At 72.3% G+C, this 25,672-nt stretch carries 18 protein-coding genes and 1 pseudogene; 8 read left to right on the top strand and 11 right to left on the bottom strand.

Annotated elements, in window-relative coordinates; all coding sequences use genetic code 11:
* Positions 1–62 precede the first annotated feature (62 nt).
* Entirely contained in the window at positions 63–1,028 is a 966-nt protein-coding gene (locus OG322_RS25175; protein WP_123471493.1) for an aldo/keto reductase, read from the top strand.
* A 39-nt stretch (positions 1,029–1,067) separates the two neighbouring features.
* Positions 1,068–1,184: pseudogene (locus tag OG322_RS25170) on the top strand (NUDIX domain-containing protein); the annotation flags it as partial.
* A 25-nt stretch (positions 1,185–1,209) separates the two neighbouring features.
* Here OG322_RS25170 and OG322_RS25165 read toward each other — a convergent pair.
* The 4 genes from OG322_RS25165 to OG322_RS25150 all read right to left on the bottom strand — a co-directional run bounded on the left by OG322_RS25165 (position 1,210) and on the right by OG322_RS25150 (position 4,113).
* The gene (locus OG322_RS25165) at positions 1,210–2,673 is read right to left on the bottom strand and encodes a pyridoxal phosphate-dependent decarboxylase family protein (protein WP_123471064.1); all 1,464 of its coding nucleotides are present in this window, start codon (positions 2,671–2,673) and stop codon (positions 1,210–1,212) included.
* Positions 2,663–2,893: a hypothetical protein gene (locus OG322_RS25160; RefSeq protein WP_164494298.1), complete on the bottom strand. Its 231-nt coding sequence runs from the start codon at positions 2,891–2,893 to the stop codon at positions 2,663–2,665. The genes OG322_RS25165 and OG322_RS25160 overlap by 11 nt, the downstream gene beginning before the upstream one ends.
* 41 nt (positions 2,894–2,934) lie before the next feature.
* Entirely contained in the window at positions 2,935–3,393 is a 459-nt protein-coding gene (locus OG322_RS25155; protein WP_123471070.1) for a GNAT family N-acetyltransferase, read from the bottom strand.
* A 69-nt stretch (positions 3,394–3,462) separates the two neighbouring features.
* Entirely contained in the window at positions 3,463–4,113 is a 651-nt protein-coding gene (locus OG322_RS25150; RefSeq protein WP_123471073.1) for a mycothiol-dependent nitroreductase Rv2466c family protein, read from the bottom strand.
* A gap of 134 nt (positions 4,114–4,247) precedes the next feature.
* Here OG322_RS25150 and pepN (OG322_RS25145) point away from each other — a divergent pair, with 134 nt between their 5' ends.
* From pepN (OG322_RS25145) to OG322_RS25130, 4 genes are all read left to right on the top strand, one after another.
* Positions 4,248–6,848 carry an aminopeptidase N gene (gene pepN, locus OG322_RS25145; protein WP_266412010.1) on the top strand — a complete coding sequence of 867 codons (2,601 nt, stop codon included), beginning with the start codon at positions 4,248–4,250 and terminating at the stop codon, positions 6,846–6,848.
* Between the two features lie 237 nt (positions 6,849–7,085).
* Complete coding sequence (locus tag OG322_RS25140) at positions 7,086–8,153, top strand: hypothetical protein (protein ID WP_329306965.1); 1,068 nt, start codon at positions 7,086–7,088, stop codon at positions 8,151–8,153.
* 176 nt (positions 8,154–8,329) lie between these two features.
* Positions 8,330–11,641: a S8 family serine peptidase gene (locus OG322_RS25135; protein ID WP_329306964.1), complete on the top strand. Its 3,312-nt coding sequence runs from the start codon at positions 8,330–8,332 to the stop codon at positions 11,639–11,641.
* A 177-nt stretch (positions 11,642–11,818) separates the two neighbouring features.
* On the top strand, positions 11,819–12,847 hold the full coding sequence (locus OG322_RS25130) for an aspartate-semialdehyde dehydrogenase (RefSeq protein ID WP_207319307.1): 1,029 nt from the start codon (positions 11,819–11,821) through the stop codon (positions 12,845–12,847).
* Positions 12,848–13,023: 176 nt separating this feature from the next.
* Here the strand turns inward: OG322_RS25130 and OG322_RS25125 are convergent, their stop codons facing one another.
* Entirely contained in the window at positions 13,024–13,524 is a 501-nt protein-coding gene (locus OG322_RS25125; protein ID WP_329306963.1) for a DUF1203 domain-containing protein, read from the bottom strand.
* 113 nt (positions 13,525–13,637) lie between these two features.
* Here OG322_RS25125 and pepN (OG322_RS25120) point away from each other — a divergent pair, with 113 nt between their 5' ends.
* A complete protein-coding gene (gene pepN / locus OG322_RS25120) occupies positions 13,638–16,214 on the top strand; it encodes an aminopeptidase N (protein ID WP_329306962.1) in 2,577 nt (858 codons plus the stop codon).
* Between the two features lie 78 nt (positions 16,215–16,292).
* On the opposite strand, the gene alc is transcribed toward pepN (OG322_RS25120), so the two are convergent.
* From alc to OG322_RS25090, 6 genes are all read right to left on the bottom strand, one after another.
* On the bottom strand, positions 16,293–17,438 hold the full coding sequence (gene alc / locus OG322_RS25115; protein ID WP_124284001.1) for an allantoicase: 1,146 nt from the start codon (positions 17,436–17,438) through the stop codon (positions 16,293–16,295).
* A 65-nt stretch (positions 17,439–17,503) separates the two neighbouring features.
* Entirely contained in the window at positions 17,504–18,424 is a 921-nt protein-coding gene (locus OG322_RS25110) for a LysR substrate-binding domain-containing protein (protein ID WP_124284002.1), read from the bottom strand.
* Entirely contained in the window at positions 18,421–19,374 is a 954-nt protein-coding gene (locus OG322_RS25105) for a DMT family transporter (protein ID WP_329306961.1), read from the bottom strand. Before OG322_RS25105 ends, OG322_RS25110 begins: the two co-directional genes overlap by 4 nt.
* Positions 19,375–19,611: 237 nt before the next feature.
* Positions 19,612–19,842 carry a hypothetical protein gene (locus OG322_RS25100; RefSeq protein ID WP_123471094.1) on the bottom strand — a complete coding sequence of 77 codons (231 nt, stop codon included), beginning with the start codon at positions 19,840–19,842 and terminating at the stop codon, positions 19,612–19,614.
* Between the two features lie 20 nt (positions 19,843–19,862).
* The gene (gene malQ / locus OG322_RS25095; protein WP_329306960.1) at positions 19,863–22,031 is read right to left on the bottom strand and encodes a 4-alpha-glucanotransferase; all 2,169 of its coding nucleotides are present in this window, start codon (positions 22,029–22,031) and stop codon (positions 19,863–19,865) included.
* Positions 22,032–22,304, bottom strand: coding sequence for a hypothetical protein (locus OG322_RS25090; RefSeq protein ID WP_123471098.1), 273 nt, complete (start codon positions 22,302–22,304; stop codon positions 22,032–22,034). It abuts the gene before it with no gap.
* 310 nt (positions 22,305–22,614) lie between these two features.
* Between OG322_RS25090 and OG322_RS25085 the strand changes: the two genes are divergently transcribed.
* Positions 22,615–25,614: a beta-N-acetylglucosaminidase domain-containing protein gene (locus OG322_RS25085; protein WP_329306959.1), complete on the top strand. Its 3,000-nt coding sequence runs from the start codon at positions 22,615–22,617 to the stop codon at positions 25,612–25,614.
* Positions 25,615–25,672: the final 58 nt, after the last annotated feature.

Below are 25,672 nucleotides of genomic sequence, written 5' to 3'. Positions count from 1 at the left end.
TCATTTGCCGGTACGGAGCCCTGGCTCCGGCCGGCACGGGAACCATGACGTGGAGGATGATTGTGCGCTACCGCGAGCTGGGACGCAGCGGACTGCCGGTGTCCGAGATCGGCTACGGCGCGTGGGGCATCGGCGAGTCCAGCTGGGTGGGCGCGACGGAGGACGAATCCGTACGCGCCCTCCACCGGGCCGTCGACCTCGGCGTGAACTTCATCGACACGGCGCGCGGCTACGGCGAGAGCGAGCGCATCGTCGGACAGGTCGTGCGGGAGCGGGCCGGGGACGACGTACTGGTCGCGACCAAGGTGCCGCCGAAGAACGGGGTGTGGCCCCCGGCGGACGGCACGGACCCGGCGCAGGCGTTCCCGGGCGAGTACATCCGTACGAGCCTGGAGACCAGTCTGCGCGCATCCGGCCTGGACCACTTCGACGTGCTCCAGTTCCACGTCTGGCACGACGAGTGGGTGGGGCGCGGGGACTGGCTGGAAACGGTCGCCGAGCTGAAGCGGGAGGGGAAGATCCGCCTGTTCGGGGTCTCCGTCAACGACCACCGGCCCGAGAGCGCGCTCGCGCTGGTCCGCAGCGGTGCGGTGGACAGCGTCCAGGTCATCTACAACGTGTTCGACCAGGCACCGGCCGACGAACTGCTGCCGGCCTGCGAGGAGCACGGTGTCGGGGTCATCGTCCGGGTGGCCCTGGACGAGGGCGGGCTGACCGGCCGGATCACCGCCGGCACGACGTTCCCCGAGGGCGACTGGCGCAACCGTTACTTCCGCGACGACCGACCGGCCCAGGTCGAACGGCGGGTGGCGGCGATCGTCGCGGACCTGGGCATCGAGCAGGACGCGGTCGCGGAGTACGCGCTGCGGTTCGTGCTGAGTTCGCCCGCGGTCTCCACCGTCATCCCCGGTATGCGCAGTGTGCGCAACGTGGAGCGCAACACCGCGCTCAGCGACGGGCGTCCGCTCACCGCGGACCAGCTCGGCGTGCTGGCCAAGCACCGGTGGCAGCGGAACTTCTACTCCTGAGCCGTACGGGAGAGCAGGGCCGGAAGGGCTGCTGTTGCTGTGGGGGCACGCTGGTGGTTCACGGTCGGCGGCGGGGTCGGGGCCGGTGAGGGCGATGTGCCGGCGGCGGTGCGCGAAGTGCGGGAGGAGACCGTGCCGGAGCTTCCGGCCGACCGGCTCGGCCCGGTCGCCGAACCGGCCGTCAGATCCGGAAGACCGACCCCACGAACTCCGCGAGCAGCCGTTCCTTCAGCGGGCCGGGCAGGGCGTCCAGCAGGATCAGGACCGGGGCCATCCGGGCCGGCAGGCCGCCGTCGCCGGTGAGGCCCGCGAAGGCCAGGACCGCCTCGATCTCGTCCGGGCCGAGCTTCGACGGGTCGAGCCCCGCGGCCAGCTCGGCGAGGGCGGGGTCCACCGCGACCGGGGGCAGGGCGCGGGCCGCGTGCAGCGCCGTATCGAGGTCGGTGAGCAGGGCGTCCACCTGGCCGACCGTGGCCGGGGTGAGGGTGAGGTGGAGGTTGGGCGGCAGCCCGTCGAAGGAGAGCTGCGGCTGGAGGTACCAGCCGCGCTCGCGCATCTCGTCCGCGAGGTGCAGCAGCAGGCTCAGTCCGGGCTCGCCGTCCGGGCCGTCCACGACGGTGAAGGCGACGAGTCCGGCCGAGGGATCGCCGAGCACCCGTACGCCCGCCGTCGCGCGCAGCCCCGCGAGCAGCCGGCCGGAGGCCTCGGCCACCCGGGCGGCCAGTGCGGTGTAGCCGTCCTCGCCGACGTACCGCAGTACCGCCCACGCCTGCGCCAGCAGCCCTGCCGGCTTGGTGCCCTGGACGGTCGGGTTGACGACCGGGTAGCCGGGCCAGCCCGCGTGGGCGAAGTACTGGTGGCGGCGGAGCCCGGCGTCCCGGTAGAGCACCACGGAGGCGCCCTTGTCCGCGTAGCCGTACTTGTGCAGGTCCACGGAGAGCGAGGTGACGCCGGGGACGGAGAGGTCGAACGGCGGTATCTCCTGTCCCGCGCGCCGCAGATGGGGCAGCAGCCAGCCGCCGATGCAGGCGTCCACATGGCACAGGACGCCCCGTTCGGCGGCGGCCGCGGCGATCTCGGGGACTGGGTCGATCACCCCGTGCGCGTACGAGGGCGCCGAGGCGACCACCAGGGCGGTGTCCGGGGTGATCGCGGCGGCCATGGCGGTGGCGTCGGCCCGGTACGTCGACCGGTCGACGGGCACCACGACCGGTTCCAGGCCCAGGTAGGCGGCCGCCTTGTGGAAGGCCGCGTGTGCGGTGGACGGCAGGACCAGCTGGGGCCCGGTCACCCCGCGTTCGGCCATCGCGTGGTCGCGGGCGGTCTTCACCGCCAGCAGGATCGACTCCGTACCGCCGCTGGTGAACGTGCCCTGTGCGCCGGACCCGCCCAGCAGCGCGGCCGCCGCGCCCACCACGTCGTTCTCCAGCCGGGCGACGCTCGGGAAGACCGTGGGATCCAGGCCGTTGACGGTCGCGTACGCCGAGTACGCGGCGGCCGCCAGCTCGTCGAGGCCCTCCAGGCCCGCGTCGTAGACGTAGGCGAAGGTCCGGCCGCCCCGGGTGGGGGCGTCGGCGCCGCGCAGGGCGCCGAGTTCGGCGAGTACGTCGGCGGCGGGAACGGCGGGTACGGGGTCAGTCGGCATGGGCGGGCTCTTCCTGGAGCGGGGCTCGGGACCGGTGCGGCGGCCACGGGCTCGCGGCGGCCGGGACGCCGGCGAGGTGGTGGCGCGGGGCCGGCCCCGGCAGGACGGCGAACGTGCCGGTGCGCGGCGAGCCGAGCCCGTGTCCGATCCGGACCTGGCGCGGCAGGCGGGGGTCCGGCTCCGGGTCCGGTGTCATGTCCGCGGGGACGTCGGCTGACATGCCGCCGATCATGAACGAGAGTGCGAGCCCGCGGCAAGGGTTCAGCGTGGCGTGAGTGTGAACTCCAGCAGCGGCAGCTCGCGGCCCGGGACCGATCCGGACGGCGTCGCCCCGATACGGACGGCTCCCATGGCGCGATAGAACCCCTCGGCGTTCGGATCGGCGTCGATCGTGAAGCGCGCGAAGCCGAGCCTGCGGGCCTCGGCGACGACGTGCCCGAAGAGCAGCCGGCCCACCCCGCGCCCCAGCGCGTCCGGCTCGGCGAACATCATGCCGAGCACGCCGGCGGGCGGCGCTCCCTCCAGCGTGGTGAAGCCGAGGACCCGGCCGTCCTCCTCGGCGACCGCGGTCCGGCGGCGGTCGATGTCGGCGGGGGCCATGGTGAGTTCGTCACGGCAGGCGGCAAGGAACGCCTCGTCGTAGCCCCAGTGACCCTTCGAGCGCAGGGCGAGCCCGGTCAGTTCCGCGGCTTCGGACGGGCGTCCGGGCCGTACCCTCATGCGGTTCTCCGTTCACTGGGGCTGCGCCGGGTGCGGGCTCCGTGACGCACGGTGCCCGCACCCTGGTGGTCACGTGAAGTCGGGCCCCGCCGTCCGGGTCCGCTTGATCTCGTAGAAGCCGGGAATCGACGCGACCAGCAGCGTGCCGTCCCACAGCTTCGCCGCCTCCTCGCCCTTCGGCGCGGGGGTGACGACCGGGCCGAAGAAGGCGATCTGCTCGCCGTTGGCGCCCGGCACGGCGATGACCGGGGTGCCGACGTCCTGGCCGACCTTGTCGATGCCCTCCTTGTGGGAGGCGCGCAGCTCGGCGTCGTACGCGTCGGAGTCGGCGTACTGCGCGAGCTCGGCCGGCAGGCCGACGTCCTTCAGCGCGCCCGCGATCGCCTCGCGGGTCGGGCCCTCGCCCTGGTTGTGGAAGCGGGTGCCGAGCGCCGTGTAGAGAGGTCCGACGATGTCGTCGCCGTGCTTCTGCTGGGCGGCGATCACCACGCGGACCGGGCCCCAGGCCTTGTTCTCCAGCAGGTCGCGGTACTCCTCGGGCAGCTCGTCCAGCCGGTCCTCGTTGAGCACGGCCAGGCTCATCACGTGCCAGCGGACCTCGACGTCGCGGACCTTCTCCACCTCCAGCATCCAGCGGGAGGTCATCCAGGCCCAGGGACAGAGCGGGTCGAACCAGAAATCGGCGGGGATCTTGCGGGTGGCCGTGCTGTTGTCAGACATGTCTCTCCTCAAGCGGACCGATCTCCATCTGTGCGCGAGAACACCGCAGGACGCTCCGGCCATTCCCGAGTGCCGGGCCGGGAGGTGGCGTGGGAGGATCAAACTATTCGAACGTGACACAAAGGAGTGTGCTCGTGCCCGGTGAAAACCTGTCCCGCGACGAGGCCCGCGAGCGGGCCGAGCTGCTGACCGTCGACGGATACGACGTCGAGCTCGACGTCCGGTCCGCCATCGGTGAGCCCGGCGGGGACGGCGGGCCGGACTCCGGTCCGCGGACGTTCCGCTCGGTGACCACGATCCGGTTCCGCACGGCGCGCGCCGGTGCGTCGACCTTCGCCGATCTGATCGCTCCGGCCGTGAACGCGGTGACGCTGAACGGCACGGCGCTGGACCCGGCGGCCGTCTTCGACGGGACCCGGGTGGCGCTGGCGGATCTGCCGGAGGGCGAACACGTCCTGGTGGTGGACGCGCAGTGCGCGTACAGCCGGACCGGCGAGGGGATGCACCGCTTCGTCGACCCGGAGGACGGCGAGGTCTACCTCTACACGCAGTACGAGCCGGCGGACTCGCGGCGCGTCTTCGCCAACTTCGAGCAGCCCGACCTGAAGGCCCCGTTCCGCTTCCGGGTGACGGCGCCCGAGGCGTGGACGGTCTGGAGCAACGGCGCCGAGGAGTCCCGGGACGGCGGCGTCTGGCGGTTCGCCGAGACGAAGCCGATCTCCACGTACATCACCGCGGTCGTGGCCGGCCCGTACCACTACGTGACCGACTCCTACACCCGCACCTTCGACGACGGCACGAAGCTGGAGATCCCGCTCGGCGCGCTGTGCCGCAAGGGGCTCGCCCGGCACTTCGACGCCGACGACGTCTTCCTGATCACCAAGCAGGGCCTGGACTTCTTCCACGACAACTTCGACTACCCGTACCCGTTCGGGAAGTACGACCAGGCGTTCGTGCCCGAGTACAACCTCGGCGCGATGGAGAACCCGGGCTGCGTCACGTTCCGCGAGGAGTACATCTTCCGCGGGAAGGTGACGCAGGCGGCGTACGAGAGCCGGGCCAACGTCATCCTGCACGAGATGGCGCACATGTGGTTCGGCGACCTCGTCACCATGCAGTGGTGGGACGACCTGTGGCTCAAGGAGTCGTTCGCCGACTTCATGGGCGTCTTCGCCATGGTGGAGTCGACCCGGTTCGAGGACGGCTGGATCACCTTCGCCAACAACCGCAAGTCCTGGGCCTACCGCGCCGACCAGCTGCCGTCCACACACCCGGTCACGGCCGACATCCGTGACCTGGAGGACGCCAAGCTCAACTTCGACGGCATCACCTACGCCAAGGGCGCCTCGGTGCTCAAGCAGCTGGTGGCCTATGTGGGCCGGGACGCGTTCATGGAGGGCGCCCGGCGCTACTTCAAGAAGCACGCGTACGGCAACACCCAGCTGGGCGACCTGCTGTCGGTGCTGGCCGAGACGTCCGGGCGGGACATGACCGGCTGGTCGCGCTCCTGGCTGCAGACCGCGGGCGTCAACGCGCTGACCCCGCTGGTGACGTACGACGCCGCGGACCGGATCACCGAACTGGCCGTCCTCCAGGAGGCGGACCGGTCCTACCCGGAGCTGCGCCCGCACCGCGTCGCGGTCGGTCTGTACCGGCGCGACTCCGGCGGCGACCTGGTGCGTTACGCACGGGCCGAGGTGGACGTGGCGGGGCCGCGCACGGTGATCGGGGAGCTGGCCGGGGCCGAACGGCCCGAGCTGATCCTCGTCAACGACGACGACCTGACGTACTGCAAGGTCCGTTTCGACGAGGTGTCGCTGGCCACGCTCCGCTCGCACCTCGGTGACATCACGGACCCGCTCGCGCGGGCGCTGTGCTGGTCCGCGCTGTGGAACCTGACCCGGGACGGCCTGATGCCGACCCGCGACTTCGTCTCGCTGGTCCTGGACTTCTCCGGCCGGGAGACGGACATCGGTGTCCTGCAGATGCTGCACGCCTGGACCCGGACCGCGCTGGTGCACTACGCGGCGCCCGCATGGCGCGAGGAGGGCGGCCGGGCGCTGGCCGAGGGCGCGCTGCGCGAGCTGCGGCTCGCGGCGCCGGGCAGTGAGCACCAGCTGGCGTGGGCCCGGTTCTTCGCGGCGGTCGCCGCGTCGGACACGGACTTCCAGCTGCTGTCCGGGCTGCTCGACACAACGGCCCGGATCGACGGGCTCGACGTCGACCAGGAGCTCCGGTGGACGTTCCTGTCGCCGCTGGCCTCGCACGGACCGGCCGACGAGCCGGCGATCGATGCCGAGCTGGCCCGCGACGACACCGCGTCCGGGAAGCGCCACCAGGTGCGGTGCCTGGCCTCGCGGCCGTCGGCTGCGGTCAAGGCGCAGGCGTGGGCGGCTGTCGTGGAGTCGGACGCGCTGTCCAACGCGCTGGTGGAGGCCACCATCCTGGGCTTCGCGCAGTCGTCGCAGCGGGAGCTGCTGGCGCCGTACGCGGCCAGGTACTTCGAGGCGATCGAGCGGGTGTGGGCCGAGCGGTCGATCCAGATCGGGATGACCGTGGTGAAGGGCCTGTTCCCGGCCCTCCAGAGCGATGCCTCGACGCTGGCGGCGGCGGACGCGTGGCTGGCGGCGCACGCGGACGCGGCGCCGGCGCTGCGGCGGCTGGTGCTGGAGGCGCGGGACGACCTCGCCCGGGGTCTGCGGGCGCAGGAGTGTGACGCGGCGGCGGCGGTCTGAGCCTGTTCCGGCCCGTCCGGCGAGGGGTGTGATCCCTGACCGCCGGACGGGTCCCGGGGGCGTGGGCGGGAGGCGCTCGCCCAGGGTGGGCGCGCCCCTCCGGCCGGTTCGCAATCCCTGGCGGGGCGGGCCATTTCGACTGTCGAACTCCCGTACTTCAGGACGGTGTTGTCCTGAAATGTCGACGGGCCTGTAACAGGGGTTACGGCCCCGGTGGCGCGCGGGATACCCCGGAGCATGACCCAGAACACCCCGCTCTCCCCCTGCCCTCTCCGAATCACCTCCGATGTGCGGCAACGCGTGCTCTCCGCCGCCCAGTTGAAGGCCTGCGGCGTCTCCGCCGCGCAGGCCGCCGGGCAGTGCCGGACCGGTGGTCCGTGGCAGCAGCCGCTGCCCGGTGTCTATGTGCTGCACCCGGGACCGCTCAGCGGCCGGGAGCGGCTGCGGTCCGCCCTGCTGCACGCGGGACGGCCACCGGTCTCCGCCCGGCGGGCCGCGGGGGCGCGGACCGGTGGCGCCGACCCCGCGTACGGCGAGGCGATGGTCACCGGACTCGCCGCGCTCTCACTCCACGGGTTCGCCGCCGCGCCGCCCGCCGTCTCCCTGGACCGGATCGACGTGCTGGTGCCGCGGGGCCGGCGGCCGCGGTCGGTCCGGTACGCCCGCCTGGTGCGCACGTCCGAGCTGCCGGAGCCCGAGCTGCTGGACGGGCTGCCGGTGGCCCCGGTGGCCCGCGCGCTGGCGGATGCGGTCGCCGGGCTCGCCGACGCGTTCGCCGTACGCCGGCTGCTCACCGAGGCGGTCCGCGACGGTCACTGCGAACCGGCCGTCGTGGTCGGCGAGCTGAACCGGGCCAAGGTGCTGGGTCGCCCCCAGGTGGTGAACGCGGTGGACTCGCTGCTCGCCGAGGGCCGGGCGCTGGCCGAGGACCGGCTGTACGACCTGGTGCGGGGGTACGAACTGCCGGAACCGCTGTGGAACGTGGACCTGAGACTGCCCGGCGGCCCGCATCTGGGCGGGGTCGACGCCTACTGGCCCGAGGAGGCGGTCGCCCTCGAACTGGACACCAGGGCCCCGCGGTACAGCCGGCTCGGCGACGACCGCCGGCAGGAGGAGCACGAGGCGGAGTGGTCCGCGTACGCCGCCCGGCGCGAGCACCTGGAACGGCTCGGGGTCACCGTCGTCCACCTCTCCCCGAGGAAGCTGCGCGAGGCGTTGGAGCAGCAGGCGGTCGTGGTGCGGACGGCGCTGATGGCGGCGGCCGCGCGCGAGCCGGCCGCGTGCGTGGTGATCCTGCCCCGGTGAGACTCCCAGTGACCTCGTATCCACCGTTTCGTCCCTCGTGACGCTTCGGCCACAGTGGCGGAAGTCCGCCATGTACACAACTCTCCCACCACAACTCTCCACAAACCCCTGTCATTTACGAAAGGGTGAGCGGTCATCCGGTACCGATTTCCGGACTCTCTCTTTCACATACAGGGATGCTGATGACCTCCGAATCCCCCGGTTACATACCCGGAGCGAGACGCGCGGCCCGAGTCGCGGCCGCCGCCGGCCTGGTGGCCGCACTGGCCGCCACCGGCGTCGCCCCCGTCTTCGCCGCCGACGACCCGGCAACCGCCCCCGTCAAGGCCGCCGCCGGGAACGCCACGGCGGACAAGCTCGGCACGGCCGACGCCGATGTGCTCGCCAAGGCACGGGCCAAGGGCGAGAAGAACATCACGATGATGGTCGCCACCGCGCCCGGTGCGACCGAGCAGGTCACCAAGCAACTGGACGCCGTCAAGGGCTCCGTGCTGGGGCGCGCGTACGACAGGCTCGGGTACGTACGGGTGACCGTGCCGACCGCGAGCGCCGAGGCCACCATCAAGGCGGCGTCGAAGCTGAGCTCCGTCCACGGCATCGATCTCAAGCAGGAGATCATGCTGGACGACCCGACCCCCGCGGCCGACCGGGCGACCGGCACCAAGGCCAAGGCGAAGTCGACGGGCAGCTACCCGGCGCCCGGCAGGAAGACGCCGGCGAAGAACCCGTACAACCCGTCGTTCGAGACGGGCGCGGTCAGCTTCGTCGAGCAGCACCCGAAGGCCGACGGCCGGGGCGTGACCATCGGCGTTCTGGACGCGGGCGTCGACATCGCTCACCCGGCCCTCCAGAAGACCACCACCGGCGAGCGCAAGATCACCGACTGGGTGACGGCCACCGACCCGGTCAGTGACGGCGACGGCACCTGGCTGCGGATGACGGACGCCGTGTCCGGCCCGACGTTCACCTACAAGGGCCGCACCTACTCCGCGCCCAAGGGCTCGTACAGGATCAGCCTGTTCGCCGAGGCCGCCACCAAGGGCGGCGACATGGCGGGCGACCTGAACCGCGACGGCGACACCACCGACGTGTGGGCCGTGCTGTACGACCCGGTCACCGGCACCACCCGGGTGGACCTGAACAACAACGCGGACTTCTCCGACGACGCCGTCCTGAAGCCGTACAAGGAGAAGCACCAGGTCTCCTACTTCGGCAAGGACGACCCGCGCACCGATGTCGTCGAGCGCATCCCGTTCGTCGTCGAGACCCGCAAGAAGGTCGTCTACAACGCCGCCGGGGACACCTCCGACTACGTCAGCATCGGTGTCATCGAGTCCGAGCACGGCACGCACGTCGCCGGCATCACCGCCGCGAACGGCCTGTTCGGCGGCAAGATGAACGGTGCCGCGCCCGGCGCGAAGATCGTCTCCTCGCGCGCCTGCACCTGGTCCGGCGGCTGCACCAACATCGCGCTCACCGAGGGCATGATCGACCTCGTCGTGAACCGCGGTGTCGATGTCGTCAACATGTCGATCGGCGGCCTGCCGCCGCTGAACGACGGCAACAACGCCCGCGCGGAGCTGTACAAGCGCCTCATCGACATCTACGGCGTCCAGCTGGTCATCTCGGCCGGCAACGACGGTCCGGGCGTCAACACCATCGGTGACCCCGGCCTGGCCGACCACGTCATCTCGGTCGGCGCGTCCATCTCCAAGGAGACCTGGGCCGCCAACTACGGCTCCGGCGTCACCAAGAAGTACGACATGCTGCCGTTCTCCTCGCGCGGTCCGCGTGAGGACGGCGGCTTCACGCCGACCCTGACGGCGCCCGGTGCGTCGATCAACTCGACGCAGACCTGGCTGCCCGGTTCGCCGGTCAAGGAGTCGGGCTACTCGCTTCCCGCCGGCTACTCCATGCTCCAGGGCACGTCGATGGCCTCGCCGCAGGCCGCCGGTGCGACGGCGCTGCTGCTGTCCGCCGCGAAGCAGAAGCACATCGAGCTGCCCCCGGCCGATCTGCGCACCGCGCTGACCAGCACCGCCACCCAGATCAAGGGAGTGCCCGCGCACGCCCAGGGTGCCGGTCTGATCGACATCATCGGCGCCTGGAAGCAGATCCAGAAGCAGGGCGCCCCGGCGCACGAGTACAAGGTCAAGGCCCCGGTCGACACCGCGATCGACTTCGCGCTGAAGACCCCGGGCTTCGGTACCGGCCTGTACGACCGCGAGGGCGGCCTCAAGGCCGGCCAGAAGAAGTCGTACGACGTCACGGTCACCCGCACCACGGGCCCGGACAAGGACGTCAAGCACAAGCTGTCGTGGAAGTACAACGACGGCACCTTCAAGCTGACCGGTTCCCCGGACGTCTCGCTGCCGCTCGGCAAGCCGGTGACGGTCAAGGTCCAGGCGAAGCCGGGCAGCGCGGGCGTGCACAGTGCGATCCTCCAGCTCGACGACGCGAAGACCTCCGGTGTGGACCAGCAGATCCTCACCACGGTCGTCGTCGCCAAGGACCTGGTGAAGCCGGGCTACGCGTTCAAGGCGTCCGGCTCCGTGCAGCGCAACGGCACCACGTCGTACTTCGTGAACGTGCCGGAGGGCGCCAAGACCCTTGAGGTCGCGATGAGCGCCCTGCGCTCGGGCAGCCAGACCCGCTTCATCTCCATCCACCCGTACGGGGTCGCGGTGGAGAACAGCGGGACGCCGTTCTGCTACCCGAACTACGAGAACCCGGCCAACACCTGCCGCCCCGACGCGCGCTCGTACGCCAAGCCGCAGGCCGGTGTCTGGGAGATCGAGGTCGAGGCCCGGCGTACGTCGCCGCTGCTGGACAACCCGTACAAGCTGGATGTCTCGCTGCTCGGCGCGACCTTCGACCCGGCGGTGCAGACCATCGCCGAGGCGAAGATCGGCACCCCGGCCACGGTGGACTGGACCGTCACCAACAACGCGGGCGCCCTGGAAGGCAGGCTCAAGGGCGGCTCGCTGGGCTCGGCCAAGGTCGACCGCCCGTCGATCGGCACCGGCGACACCCGGACCACCACGGTCACCATCGGTGAGGGCGTCGAGAAGCTGGACGTCGCCATCGGAAGCACCGCGGACGCCAACGCCGACCTCGACATGTACGTCTACAAGGGCGCCACCCAGGTGGGCTCCTCCACCACGGCCGGCTCCGAGGAGGCGGTCAGTCTGGTGAAGCCCACCGCCGGCACGTACACGGTCGTCGTCGAGGGCTACGACGTCCCGGCCGGGACCACCGAGTACGGCTACCGCGACGTGTACTACACGCCGTCGCTCGGCACGATCTCCGTCGACGAGTCGAAGGCCGTCAACCTGGCCGCCGGTGCATCGGCGCAGGTCGGCGCCGAGGTCGCGGTCGCCGGGGCGGCCCCCGAGGGCCGGCAGTTCTTCGGCGAGGTCCAGCTGGTGAACGCGCGGGGCACCGCGGCGGGCACCGGCAGCGTCGTGATCGAGAAGGTCACGCCGTAGCGGCACCGCGTTGAACATGTGATCTGCACGACAGCGGGGCGGGAGCTCGTGGAGCTCCCGCCCCGCCGTGCTGTGCGCGCACTGTCCGCTCCCCGGACAATGGATTGGACAAGAAAGCCGTGGACAGACGCATCATGGAGTGGCAACCGTGCCGCTCGTACGCTTGAAGGAGTTCCTGTGAAGGTCGGAATCGTCGGCGCCACCGGTCAGGTCGGCACAGTCATGCGCGCAATCCTGGCCGAGCGGAAGTTCCCCGTCGCCGAGCTGCGGCTCTTCGCCTCCGCGCGTTCCGCGGGCTCCACCATCACGTACGAGGGCACGGACATCACCGTGGAGGACGCCTCCACGGCGGACTACACCGGGCTGGACATCGTGCTGTTCTCCGCGGGCGGCGCGACCTCGAAGGCGCTGGCCGAGAAGGTCGCCGCCCAGGGTGCCGTGGTGATCGACAACTCCTCCGCCTGGCGCAAGGACCCCGAGGTCCCGCTGGTGGTCTCCGAGGTCAACGCGCACGCGATCAGGAACCGCCCCAAGGGCATCATCGCCAACCCGAACTGCACCACGATGGCCGCCATGCCGGTGCTGCGCCCGCTGCACCAGGAGGCGCAGCTCGACGCGCTGACGGTCGCCACCTACCAGGCGGTGTCCGGCTCCGGTGTCGCAGGTGTCGCGGAGCTGCACGGCCAGGCCTCCAAGGTCGTCGCCGACGCGGACAAGCTGACGCACGACGGCGACGCGGTCGACTTCCCCGAGCCGGGCGTCTACAAGCGCCCGATCGCCTTCAACGTGCTGCCGCTCGCCGGTTCGATCGTCGACGACGGTTCCTTCGAGACGGACGAGGAGCAGAAGCTCCGCAACGAGTCCCGCAAGATCCTGGAGATCCCGGAGCTCAAGGTGTCCGGCACCTGCGTCCGAGTCCCGGTCTTCTCCGGCCACTCCCTCCAGATCAACGCCCGCTTCGCCCGCCCGATCAGCGTCGAGCGCGCCTACGAGCTGCTGAAGGACGCCGAGGGCGTCGAGCTCTCCGAGATCCCGACCCCGCTCCAGGCAGCCGGCAAGGACGCCTCGTTCGTGGGCCGTATCCGGAACGACGAGACGGTCGAGCACGGCCTCGCGCTGTTCGTCTCCAACGACAACCTGCGCAAGGGCGCCGCGCTGAACGCGGTCCAGATCGCGGAGCTGGTCGCCGCGGAGCTGAAGGGCTGACACCCGCTTCTCCGTCCACGCACGAGGAGGGGCGGGCCACCGGGTTCCGGTGGCCCGCCCCTCCTCGTGCGTGTGCGCGCCCGTGGCCGAAGGCGACATCCTCCCGCGGCAGGCTCACACTGATCTTCATGCCTGACATCCCACCCATGGCAGGAACGGTGCGGCTACCACTGGTGTCAGTCCCGTAGCACCGCGAAGTGGAAGCACCCGTACTCCACGGCCCGTACGTGCACCAGCGCCACCTCCGGATCGGCGAAGGCCTCCGCGATGGCCTCGTCGTACCCCCGCTCCTCGTCCGCCGGGATCTCCATCAGCCGGCCGCCGACGATGTGCCCGTCCGCGTCGTAGCGCCGCACGGTGCGCAGCGCACCCGCCCGGGAGAACGGATAGCCGGTCCTGCCGGGCGCCGGCCCGTCGCACTCCTCGGCATGGATGAAGACCGGGCCCTGCTCGTCGTACGCCCCCGGCCTCGCCCAGGTCATGGCCGCCCAGCGGCGCAGCGGCGCGTAGGAGACGAGGGCAATGCGCTCCCCCACCTCGCTGCCCCGCAGGCAGCAGCGCAGCGGGCTGCCCGCGTCCGTGGCGGTGTACGGGACGCAGGGGCGTTCCGCGTCATCGGTCTTGCGCAGTTCCTTGAGCGCGGCCGGGTCGATCGCGCGTGCCTCGTAACTGGTCATACAGCGAGAATGACCCGCCCCACCCGCCCGGTCCGGCGGAAAACGGACATCGCCTTGGGTACAGGTCACGTGGAAGGATGACCGGAAACATCACACACCAAGGAGATGACCGCGTGCCTGGCACGAATCTGACCCGCGAAGAGGCACAGGAGCGGGCGCGCCTGCTGACCGTGGACGCGTACGAGATCGATCTCGACCTCTCCGGAGCGCAGGAGGGCGGGACCTACCGGTCCGTCACCACCGTGCGCTTCGAATCCGCCGAAGCCGGCGCGGAGACCTTCATCGACCTGGTCGCCCCGGCCGTGCACGAGGTCGAGCTGAACGGCAAGGCCCTGGATGTCGCGGCCGTGTTCCGCGATTCCCGGATCACTCTGGCGCACCTGGCGGCGGGCTCCAACGAGCTGAAGGTCGTCGCCGACTGCTCGTACACCAACACGGGTGAGGGCCTGCACCGGTTCGTCGACCCCGTCGACCAGCAGGCCTACCTCTACACCCAGTTCGAGGTGCCGGACGCGCGCCGCGTCTTCGCCAGCTTCGAACAGCCCGATCTGAAGGCGACGTTCCGGTTCACCGTGAAGGCCCCGGCCGGGTGGACCGTGGTCTCCAACTCACCGACGCCGGAGCCCCGGGACGACATCTGGTCCTTCGAGCCGACGCCGCGTATCTCCACGTACATCACCGCGCTGATCGCCGGCCCGTACCACTCGGTGCACAGCAGCTACGAGAAGGACGGCCAGTCCGTCCCGCTGGGCATCTACTGCCGCCCGTCGCTCGCCGAGTACCTCGACGCGGACGCGATCTTCGACGTGACCCGGCTGGGCTTCGACTGGTTCCAGGAGAAGTTCGACTACGCGTACCCCTTCGCCAAGTACGACCAGCTCTTCGTCCCGGAGTTCAACGCGGGCGCGATGGAGAACGCGGGCGCGGTCACCATCCGCGACCAGTACGTGTTCCGCTCCAAGGTGACGGACGCGGCGTACGAGACGCGGGCCGAGACGATCCTGCACGAGCTGGCCCACATGTGGTTCGGCGACCTCGTCACCATGGAATGGTGGAACGACCTCTGGCTGAACGAGTCGTTCGCCACCTACACCTCGATCGCCTGCCTGGCGTACGCCGAGGGCTCGGCGTGGCCGCACTCCTGGACCACGTTCGCCAACACCATGAAGACCTGGGCGTACCGGCAGGACCAGCTGCCCTCGACGCACCCGATCATGGCCGACATCCGTGACCTGGACGACGTCCTGGTCAACTTCGACGGCATCACGTACGCCAAGGGCGCCTCGGTCCTGAAGCAGCTGGTGGCGTACGTCGGCATGGACGAGTTCTTCAAGGGCGTCCAGGCCTACTTCAAGGCGCACGCCTTCGGCAACACCCAGCTGTCGGACCTGCTGGGCGCGCTGGAGGAGACCTCCGGCCGCGATCTGAGGACCTGGTCGAAGGCGTGGCTGGAGACGGCCGGCATCAACATCCTGCGCCCGGAGATCGAGACGGACGGCGACGGCCGTGTCACCTCGTTCACCGTGCTCCAGGAGGCGCCCGCCCTGCCCGCCGGGGCGAAGGGCGAGCCGACGCTGCGCCCGCACCGGATCGCCATCGGCTGCTACGAGCTCGACGCGGCCGGGAAGCTGGTCCGTACGGACCGGATCGAGCTGGACGTCGACGGCGAGCGCACCACTGTGCCGTTCCCGGCCGGCGCCGCCCGTCCCGCCGTGGTCCTGCTCAACGACGACGACCTGTCGTACGCGAAGGTCCGGCTCGACGAGGAGTCGCTGCGGGTCGTCACGGAGCACCTGGGCGACTTCGCCGAGTCGCTCCCGCGCGCCCTGTGCTGGGCCTCCGCCTGGGACATGACCCGGGACGGCGAGCTGGCCACGCGGGACTACCTGTCGCTCGTCCTGTCCGGTGTCGGCAAGGAGTCGGACATCGGCGTCGTCCAGTCGCTGCACCGCCAGGTGAAGATGGCGCTGGACCTGTACTCGGCGCCCCAGTGGCGTGAGGCGGGGCTGACCCAGTGGACCGAGGCGACGCTCGCGCACCTGCGTGCGGCGGAGCCGGGCAGCGACCACCAGCTGGCCTGGGCCCGTGCCTTCGCGGCCACGGCCCGCAACCCCCAGCAGCTCGATCTGCTCCAGTCGCTGCTCGACGGCACCGAGGCGATCGAGGGCCTGGCCGTGGACACCGAGCTGCGCTGGGCCTTCGTCCAGCGGCTTGCCGCGACGGGGCTGCTGGACGAGGACGAGATCGCCGCCGAGTACGAGCGCGACCGGACGGCGGCGGGCGAGCGCCACGCGGCGTCCGCCCGTGCGGCGCGTCCCTCCCAGGAGGCGAAGGCGGAGGCGTGGGCCTCGGTCGTCGAGTCCGACAAGCTGCCGAACTCCCTCCAGGAGGCGGTCATCGGCGGCTTCGTCCAGACCGACCAGCACGAGCTGCTGGCTCCGTACACGGAGAAGTTCTTCACCGCGGTGAAGGACGTCTGGGACTCGCGCAGCCACGAGATGGCCCAGCAGGTCGCCATCGGTCTGTACCCGGCGCTCCAGGTCTCGCAGGAGACCCTGGACGCCACGGACGCCTGGCTGGCCTCGGCCGAGCCGAGCGCGGCCCTGCGCCGGCTGATCTCGGAGTCCCGTTCGGGTGTGGAGCGGGCGCTGAGGGCCCGTGCGGCGGACGCGGCGGCAACGACCGCGTAGCCCTCTTGGAAACCGCCCGGCGGGCAGGCGCAGCAGCGCAGCCGTCCGCCGGGCGGGAGCGGGGGGTACCGGGCGGAACTACGCGCCCGACTCCTCGTAGCGGGCGGCCAGTGCGGCCGCGCCGGACTCCGTCAGCGAGCCGTGCAGGCGCATCCGCGCCACACCGCCGTCGGGGAAGGCGTCCAGGCGGACGTGGGTGACCACGGCCTGGGCGCGGAGCGGGAAGCGGTGCGGGGTGTCGGGCTGGAGCCTGGTGCGGGGGATGATCTCGAACCACTCGCCCGTCTCGCCGTTGCGGCCCTGGAGGGAGATCCAGCCGGCCGCGTTCCCCTTGAGGTAGGCCGTGTCGATCTCGACCGCGCGGACCGCGCCCTGGGCGGGCAGCCGGAAGCGCACCCAGTCGTTGGTGTCGCGGACCCGGCGGCGGCGGTTCTCCCAGCCGTCGTCCATCTTGCGGGAGGTGCCGGGCAGGATGATCTGGGTCGGCGAGGAGTAGAAGCGGTCGGAGGCGTCCTCGTAGCTGCCGCCGTTCAGGACCGAGATCAGGTCGAACGTGCCGAGTGCCGCGAGCCAGGCCGGGTCGGGGACCACCTCGCCGTGCACCCGGAGGCGGGCGATGCCGCCGTCGGGGTGCTGGCAGAGGCGCAGGTGGGTGTAGCGGCGGCCGCCGGTGATCTCGAAGCCGTTGGCGGCGTGGCCGCGTACGGGGGTCGGCGGGACGATCTCGTCCCACTTGACGTCGTCGGCGAGGAGCGCTTCGGGGCCGGGCGAGCCCGGCACCGATGCCGCCTGGACCGAGACGCGCTGCGGGTAGTTGCCGCGGAAGTGGGCGGTGTCGACGACGAGGCCGCGGATGATGCCGGGGGCACCGAGGCGGATCAGCGCCCAGTCGTGCTCGTCGGGGGCCGGGAAGGGATGGGCGGCGTCCGCGCCGCGGCGGCGGCGGGTCTCCCAGCCGTCCATGATCTTGCCCTTGTGGCCGAAGTGCTCCGGGTCGAAGACCGCACGCTCCCTGACCAGGAGGTTCTCGCGCTGGGCGAAGAACTCGTCGTTGGCGGCGATCACACCCGCGCCGAGGCGCCGGTCGGCGAGGTCGACCAGCTCGGTGAAGGGGAGGTCGGTGGTGCGGTAGTCGGCGTACGGGTCACCGCCGCCGTACGGGGCCGCGTCGTTGGCATGGGGGTCGTTGTCCAGGGCGGGGGTCTCGCTCGCGTCGAAGGTCATGTGCCCCACTGTCGTACGGACTCATCCATCAGGTCCATCGAAAGTTTTCGCACACTTCATTCATTTCACCTGAATGATTCCTCGCGCGCGGCGCTGACCTCCTTGAGCGCGGCCAGCACCCGGGCCACCGCCGGACCGGCCTCGGCCCCCTGCCGTACCGCCGCCACCACATGGCGCCGGGGCAGGTCGGCACCGAGAACGCGCAGGGCCACGCCCTTGCGGCGTTCCGCCGACGCCATCCGCGGGATCAGCGCGACTCCCATGCCGGCCTCCACCATGGCCAGGATCGCGGTCCATCCGGAGGCACTGTGGGCCTGCTCGGGGACGAACCCGGCGGCCTCGCAGGCGGCGGTGGTGATCTCCGACCAGGGGCCCGAGCCGCCGAAGATCCAGGGCTCGGCGGCGAGGTCGGCCAGCCGGAGCTCCGGGGCCTTCGCGAGCCGGTGCCCGATGGGGAGGGCGACGTCGAGCGGGTCGGCGAGCAGCGGCAGCAGGGCGAACCGGGTGTCGCGCGCCGTCGGCGCGTGCGCGGCGAGCGAGAGCGCGAGGTCGACGTCACCGGCCGCGAGGAGTTCGTACGCCTGTGCGGCCTCCGCCTCCCGCACCCGCAGCTCGGGCCCCGGCCGCCCCTCGGCGCGCAGCAGTTGGACCGCGGGTACGACGAGGGCGGGCACGGCGGTCGAGAACGCCCCGACCCGCACCTCCCCCGCCTCGCCCCGCAGATAGCCGGTCAACTCGGCCTCGGCGCGCTCCAGCTGGGCGAACACCACTTCGGCGTGGCGGAGTACGAGGTGCGCGGCGTCGGTGAGCCGGACCCGCCTGCCCTGTGCCTCCAGCAGTGGCACACCGAGCTGCCGGCCCAGGTTCGACAGCTGCTGGGACACCGCGGAAGGGGTCATCAGCAGCGCCTCGGCCGTCGCCGTGACGGTCCCGCGCTCGCTCAGCACCCTCAGGATCCGGAGCTTCTTGATGTCCCACTCGGTCATGTCCGCACATTAGCCGCCGCCCGGCCACGGGCCCGGCCCGCCCCCAGCGCCACTCCGCCGAGGATCAGGACCAGGCAGAGGATCCGCACCGGTCCCGTCGACTCGCCCAGCAGGGCGAAGGAGAGCCCGGCCACGCAGACGGGCTGGAGGTAATAGACGATCCCGGTCCGCGAGGCGCCGATGAGGGCCACGGCCCTGTTCCAGGCGAAGAACGCGACCGCCGAGGAGAGGACACCGACGTACAGGAGCGGCCCGACGGTGCCGGCCGTCGGCTCGAACCCGCCCTGGACGGCGACGCCGACCGCGAAGGCGGGGGCCAGCATCAGAGCACCCAGCACGAAGGTGGTCAGGAGGAAGGCCAGTTGGCCGATCTCCGCGGGACGGTGGCGCAGCAGTGCGCTGTACGAGGAGAAACTGAGCATCGCGGCGAACATCCACAGATCACCGGGCGCGAAGTGCGGCGCCAGGGACCCGTTGCCGACCAGCAGCAGAACCCCGGTGCAGGCGACGGCCATCCCGGCGATGCGGCGCCACCCGAGCCGCCGGCCGCCGAGGCGTTCGTACACCGCCATCACCACCGGCGACGCAGCCATGATCATGCCCATCTGGCCGGCCGATGTGGACATGCCCGCCTGGTTGACCAGGGTGTTGTAGACGGTGACCCCGAGAAGCGCGGCGAGGGTGACGAAGCCCAGGTGCCTGCGGATCAGCGCACGTTGCCGCCAGGTCTCCCGCGCCGCGAAGGGTGCGACCGTCGCGACGGCGACGATCCAGCGCCAGAAGGCGGCCTGGACGGGCGGGACGGTGTCGTGCAGGGCGCGCGCGGCGACGAAGCTCCCGGACCAGACGACCGTCGCGACGAGGGCGAGCAGGAGGCCCGCCCCCAAGCTCCACCGCGCCCCTCTCGCACCAGCCGTCCCACTGCCGCGGATGCGGTCCAGCACGGCCATGGAATCCCCTGCCCTCTCCCCCGTGCGGGGGTGCGTCGGTCACGGGACCCACCGTCACACCGAGAGAGTATTCAGGTCTATCGAATACTTCCGAGGGGTTTTTGAAGCAGAGCTTAACGATGAGCGAGGTGGTCGACGGACCAACGCGGACAGGGCGCCACGACGCGCCTGCGCGCATCGGGACGCCCTGGACGGAGCCGGGGAGCCGCGCGGCCCTGTGTGCCGCGCAGCCGGGTGTCAGGCCTGCTTCTTGGACTTGTCGAGGACCATGACCAGCCCGGCGATGACCCCGAACAGCACCAGGGGGGCCACGACGAACAGGCCGATCGTGTCGATCACGCTCAGGCCGGTACCCGGGTCGTCACCGTCGTCGCGGGTGAGCGCGAGCGCGGGGGACGTCATGAGCAGCATCATCAGCGTCGTTCCGGCGGCGACGGCACCGGCGCGCATAGCGTTCTTCTTGTCCACGGTGCAAACGTAGCGAACGGCTACGAGGGCCGCGCGCCCGGGGGTGCCGTACGGGCCCCCGGGGGCTCCTGACGAGGGCTGAGAACCTCCATCAGCCTGTGCAGCCGCGGCGAGGCGGCAAGCTCCTCCAGGGTGACCGGGCGGCCCTCGGCGTCGGCGATGGGCAGCCGCCAGTTGGGGTATTCGTCCCAGGTGCCCGGCAGGTTCTGCGGGCGGCGGTCGCCGATCGTGTCGGGCAGCCAGACCCCGGCCATCCGGGCGGGGGTGCGCAGCAGGAAGCGGTGGACGGCGCGGACGGCCGCCTCCTCGTCACCGCCGCCCTCGGGGAGCAGGCCGAGCCGGGAGAGCAGGCCGAGCCACTCCGCGGTGTCGGCGCCGTCCTGGGTCCGCTCCTGGTCCAGCGGGCGGGCGAGCAGCCCGAGGCGGTGGCGCAGCGTCACGTGGTCACCGGTCAGCCGGGCCGCGGTGGAGGGCAGATCGTGGGTGGTGGCGGTGGCCAGGCAGCCCTCGCGCCACTCCTCGGGGGCCAGCGGGCGGCCGGTGCCCGACCAGTCCCGTTCGAACCAGAGCACGGAGGTGCCGAGGACGCCGCGGCGGGCGAGTGCCTCACGGACGCCGGGTTCGACGGTGCCGAGGTCCTCCCCCATGACGACGGCGCCCGCCCGGTGGGCCTCCAGGACGAGGACGGCGAGCATCGCCTCGGCGTCGTGGCTGACATAGGTGCCCTCGGTGGGCGGGCGCCCCTCGGGCACCCACCAGAGCCGGAACAGGCCCATGACGTGGTCGATGCGCAGGGCACCGGCCCGGCCGAGGATGCCGCGCAGCAGACCGCGGAACGGGGCGTAGCCGGACGCGGCGAGGGCGTCGGGGCGCCAGGGCGGCAGACCCCAGTCCTGGCCGCGTGCGTTGAAGGCGTCCGGGGGCGCGCCGACGGACATGCCGTGCGCGAAGGCGTCCTGCTGGGCCCAGGTGTCGGCGCCGCCGGGGTGCACGCCGACGGCGAGGTCGTGGACGATCCCGACGGCCATCCCGGCGTCCAGGGCGGCCCGCTGGGCGTCGGCGAGCTGCGTGTCGGTCAGCCAGGCGAGCCGGCAGTGGAAGTCGACCCGGTCGAGCAGTTCGCCGCGGGCGCGGGCGGTCTCCCTGGAGCGGGGGTCGCGCAGGCCCGCCGGCCAGCTGTGCCAGTCGGAGCCGTGCAGCTCGGCGAGGGCGCACCACAGGGCGTGGTCCTCCAGGGCCTGTCCCTGTTCGGCGAGGAAGTCGCAGTAGGCGGCGCGGCGGCCGGGCGTGAGGGGGACGTCGGCGAGGATGGCGAGGGCCTGCCGCTTGAGCTCCCAGACGGCGTCGCGGTCGATCAGGGCGCCCTTGTTGAGGACTCCGTCGCGGAGCTCTCCCGCCTTGCGGCGCAGCTCGTCCAGTGCGGCCAGGTCGGGCGCGTGCCCGTACTCCGGGAGGGACTCGATGCGCAGGTGCACGGGGTCGGGGAAGCGCCGCGAGGACGGACGGTAGGGCGACGGGTCGGTGGGGCTGCCCAGGACCGCCGCGTGCAGCGGGTTGACCTGGACGAAGCCGGCACCGAGGGACCGCCCGGACCAGGAGGCGAGATCGGCGAGGTCACCGAGGTCGCCCATGCCCCAGGAGCGGGCGGAGAGCAGCGAGTAGAGCTGCACGAGGAAGCCGTGGCTGCGGAGCGGCGGCTGCGGGACCCGGGCCGGGGCGACGACGAGCGTGCAGGACTCGGCCGGCCGCTCCGGTGCCCGGGCGGTCAGCCGGTGCACGCCGAGCGGGGGTTCGGTCCACCAGCCGGGCGCGGGCGCGCCGCTCGCCGGGCCGGGCGCCCCGGAAACGGCCGGATCCGTATCCCCGGCGGGGGTCCGCATCCGGGCCGGCGGGGCCGAACCGGCCTCCTCGGGCCGGACGGTCAGCTCCGTGCCGGGCGGCAGCGCGGCCAGGGCCACGGGCAGCGGTTCCCCGGCCCACACCACGACCGTGGGCGGGAGCAGCCGGGAGCCGGCCGCGGACTCGGCGGCGGCGAGCGCCTCCCGTACCGCCGCGGGCGTGGCGGCGTCGACACCGAGCGCGGCGAGCACCGCGACGACCGTGCCGTCGGGGACGGACACCGTGGCGTCGGCGGACGGGGAGTAGGAGGTGGCGACGCCGTGCAGTGCGGCGAGCCGGGACAAGCCCATTCAGACTCCTGGGGACTCCATGCCCCAAGCGCTGCCGGAGGAAGCCGGCTCGCTGGTCAGCGGGGCGAGAACGGCGAGCGGGGGTTCGCTGGTCAGTGGCGTGGCGTCGGCGAGCGGGGGCTCGCTGGTCAGGGGTATGGCGTCGGCGAGCGGCGCTTCGCTGGTGAGCGGGCCGGGGCCGGGGACGGTGGCGGGGCATGCGCTGATCAGCGGGGCGGGTCCCGGCACCTGTTCGGTCAGGGCGGAGAGCAGGAGCTGCGCGGCAGCGGGCATGGTGGCCTCCTGGCCGTGGAGAGCAGGACACAGCAGGCCTACCCAGCGGACGCGTCCGCAGACGTAGGCGTTATGACAACGAGTTCAACGTGCTCCGGGTCACAATCCGTTCCCCGGAGGCCGGTTCCCCGTAAGACGTCCGCTGTTTTCGGCCATTCGGCGCCATCTTTCGCGTGACGCGACGTCAGCCGCGCCTGTCCGACCCCATCCGTCACATCGGGCATTTGCACCACAACGACCACGCGCATTGACACCCTCGCGCGCGGGTGGTGGGCTCGGAGCCCACCGGTGGGAGCGAGGGAGAACGGGCATGCAGCTCAGGCGCAGGAAGCAGGCGGCGGCGGTCGCCGTGGCCGTGCTCGGCGGACTCCTCTCCGCGGGGGCCCCGGCCGCCTTCGCAGCCCCTCCGGTGCCCGGTACGCCCGCCGCCAGCACCCCCGACCGCGCGGACGACGGCGCCCTGCCCACCGTGTGGCCCCGGCCGCAGAGCATCAAGGCGTCCGGCTCCTCGGTCCCCCTCTCCGGCGAGGTCACGCTCGTCGCCGACGCGCAGGCCGACCCGTACGCCGTCGCCGCGCTCCGCCAGGTCCTGCGCGACGCGGGTGTGCGGACCGTCCACGAAGCCCTGCCGGGCCGCGGCCCCGTCATCCGGCTCGGCGGCGACGGGGCCCTGGACGCGCTGCGCACGCTGCGCGCGCCCGACCGCGCCGATCTGCCCGTCGGCGGCTACCGCATCGCGGCCGGCCCGGTCGCGGGACGCGACACCGTCGCCGTGGACGGCCTGGGCGACGACGGGCTGTTCCACGCGGTGCAGACCCTGCGTCAGCTGATCCGGGGCGGCACCGTCGCGGGCGTCACCGTCCGGGACTGGCCGTCCAGTGCCGTGCGCGGGATGACCGAGGGGTTCTACGGGCAGCCCTGGACCCAGGAGGAACGGCTCTCCCAGCTCGGCTTCATGGGGCGCACGAAGCAGAACCGGTATCTGTACGCGGCGGGCGACGACCCCTACCGGCAGGCCCGCTGGCGCGACCCGTACCCCGCCGAGCGCCGTGCCGACTTCCGCGCGCTGGCCGAGCGGGCCGCCGCCGAGCACGTGACGCTCGGCTGGGCCGTGGCGCCCGGCCAGTCGATGTGCCTGTCCTCGGACCGCGATGTGAAGGCGCTGACGAAGAAGATCGACGCGATGTGGGCGCTGGGGGTGCGGGTCTTCCAGGTGCAGTTCCAGGACGTCAGCTACAGCGAATGGCACTGCTCGGCCGATTCCGACACCTTCGGTGACGGTCCGCAGGCGGCGGCCAGGGCGCAGGCCCGTGTCGTGAGCCGGGTGGCCCAGCACCTCGCGGACCGCCACCCGGGTTCGCAGCCGCTGTCGATGATGCCGACGGAGTTCTACCAGGACGGGGCGACCGACTACCGCACGGCGCTCGCCAAGGAGCTCGACGACCGGGTGCAGGTCGCCTGGACCGGCGTCGGGGTCGTGCCGAGGACCATCACCGGCGGCGAACTGGCCGGTGCGCGCGCCACGTTCGGCCATTCGCTGATCACGATGGACAACTACCCGGTCAACGACTACGCGCAGGACCGGATCTTCCTCGGTCCGTACACCGGCCGCGATCCGGCGGTCGCCATCGGTTCGGCGGCGCTGCTGGCCAATGCGATGGAGCAGCCGTCCGCCTCCCGGATCCCGCTGTTCACCGCCGCCGACTTCGCCTGGAACCCGAGGGGGTACCAGCCGCAGGAGTCCTGGCAGGCGGCCATCGACGACCTCGCGGGCCAGGACACCGGCAGCCGGGACGCGCTGCGCGCCCTGGCCGGGAACAGTGCGGCCTCCGTGCTGGGCGGTGACGAATCGGCATATCTGCAACCGCTGTTCGCCTCGTTCTGGAAGTCCCGCGCCGGGACGGACGCCGCGGCGCGGGACAAGGCGGCGGGCCGGCTGCGGGCCGCGTTCACCGTGATGCGCGAGACCCCGCAGCGGCTGGCCGGACTGGCCGAGGGGCGGCTCGATGACGAAGTGCGCCCGTGGACCGAGCAGTTGTCCCGGTACGGCAGGGCGGGTGAGCTGGCCGTCGATCTGCTCCAGGCCCAGGCGCGCGGCGACGGGGCGGCCGCCTGGCAGGCGTCGCTGGCCCTGGAGCCGGTGAGCAGGACCGTGAAGGCGAGCGGCGCGACGGTCGGCAAGGGCGTGCTCGGCCCGTTCCTGGACCGGGCGCGCAAGGAGGCCGACGCCTGGACCGGGACAGACCGCGACAACGGCACGGTGACCGAGGCCCAGGGCAGCTATACGGTGCGGCTGAGCCGGGCCCGTCCGCTGGAGGCGGTCACCGCGACCGCCGTACCGGGCGGCGGCGCCGCCGCGGCCGAGGCGACGGTCCAGGCCCACGTGCCCGGTGAGGGCTGGCACAGCCTCGGCGCCCTGTCGGCCAGCGGCTGGACCCAGACGCGGGGGCAGGGCCTGCGGGCCGACGCGGTCCGGATCAGCTGGCCGACCGCCACCCCGTCGGTCACCGGTGCACCGCCCCTGATCATCCCGCCGCTCTCGGGCGCGGCCCCGTCCGCCGGAACGGCGCCCCGGGTGCGCTCACTGGTGCCGTGGTTCGGCGACGAGCCCGCCGCCCGGCTCGATCTCGCACACGGGGAGACGGACGCCGAGATCGGCGGCGAGCCGCAGCGGGTCGAGGCACGGCTCTCCGCCGGCCGTCCGGCCGAGGTGCGGGGCGCGCTCACCGCGAAGGCCCCCAAGGGCATCAAGGTGCGGGTGCCCAAGCAGACGACCGTCCAGCGCGGGTCCCGCACCGACGTTCCGGTGGAGATCACCGTCCCCGCGAACACCCCGGCGGGCGAGTACGAGGTGCCGTTCTCCTTCGGCGCCGAGGAGACCACCCTGACCGTCCGGGCCTTCCCGCGCACCGCGGGCGCCGATCTGCTGCGCACGGCCACCGCCTCCTCGTCGGGCGACGAGACGGCGGACTTCCCCGCGGCCGCCGCGTCGGACGGCGACCCGGAGACGCGCTGGTCCTCTCCGGCCGAGGACGGCGCCTGGTGGCAGGCCGAACTGCCCGCCCCGGTCCGGCTCGGGCAGGTGGTGCTGGACTGGCAGGACGCGTACGCCTCCCGTTACCGCGTGCAGGTCTCCGCGGACGGCCGCACCTGGCGCACGGCGGCCACCGTCCGGGACGGCAGGGGCGGGCACGAGTCGGTCCGGATGGACGCGAAGGACACCCGGTTCATCCGGGTCCAGGGCGACGGCCGTGCCACCCAGTACGGCTACTCGCTCTGGTCGGTCCAGGCGTACGCCGTGGCGGAGTAACGGCACCGGCCTCGAAGCAAACCCCCCTCAAAGGTACGAAGTTCACCTCTTCGCGGCC

Source organism: Streptomyces sp. NBC_01260, from assembly GCF_036226405.1.
Lineage (GTDB): Bacteria > Actinomycetota > Actinomycetes > Streptomycetales > Streptomycetaceae > Streptomyces > Streptomyces laculatispora.
Note: the sequence above shows the minus strand (reverse complement) of the source record. Positions and strands in the feature narration are given on the sequence as shown.

Coding starts and splice junctions, on each gene's coding strand:
- OG322_RS25160 (WP_164494298.1), bottom strand. CDS start 2,893: ATGTCAGCCGACGTCCCCGCGGACATGACACCGGACCCGGAGCCGGAC.
- OG322_RS25140 (WP_329306965.1), top strand. CDS start 7,086: ATGACCCAGAACACCCCGCTCTCCCCCTGCCCTCTCCGAATCACCTCC.
- alc (WP_124284001.1), bottom strand. CDS start 17,438: ATGACCTTCGACGCGAGCGAGACCCCCGCCCTGGACAACGACCCCCAT.
- OG322_RS25150 (WP_123471073.1), bottom strand. CDS start 4,113: ATGTCTGACAACAGCACGGCCACCCGCAAGATCCCCGCCGATTTCTGG.
- malQ (WP_329306960.1), bottom strand. CDS start 22,031: ATGGGCTTGTCCCGGCTCGCCGCACTGCACGGCGTCGCCACCTCCTAC.
- OG322_RS25090 (WP_123471098.1), bottom strand. CDS start 22,304: ATGCCCGCTGCCGCGCAGCTCCTGCTCTCCGCCCTGACCGAACAGGTG.
- OG322_RS25155 (WP_123471070.1), bottom strand. CDS start 3,393: ATGAGGGTACGGCCCGGACGCCCGTCCGAAGCCGCGGAACTGACCGGG.
- OG322_RS25085 (WP_329306959.1), top strand. CDS start 22,615: ATGCAGCTCAGGCGCAGGAAGCAGGCGGCGGCGGTCGCCGTGGCCGTG.
- OG322_RS25125 (WP_329306963.1), bottom strand. CDS start 13,524: ATGACCAGTTACGAGGCACGCGCGATCGACCCGGCCGCGCTCAAGGAA.
- OG322_RS25135 (WP_329306964.1), top strand. CDS start 8,330: ATGCTGATGACCTCCGAATCCCCCGGTTACATACCCGGAGCGAGACGC.
- OG322_RS25105 (WP_329306961.1), bottom strand. CDS start 19,374: ATGGCCGTGCTGGACCGCATCCGCGGCAGTGGGACGGCTGGTGCGAGA.
- OG322_RS25110 (WP_124284002.1), bottom strand. CDS start 18,424: ATGACCGAGTGGGACATCAAGAAGCTCCGGATCCTGAGGGTGCTGAGC.
- OG322_RS25165 (WP_123471064.1), bottom strand. CDS start 2,673: ATGCCGACTGACCCCGTACCCGCCGTTCCCGCCGCCGACGTACTCGCC.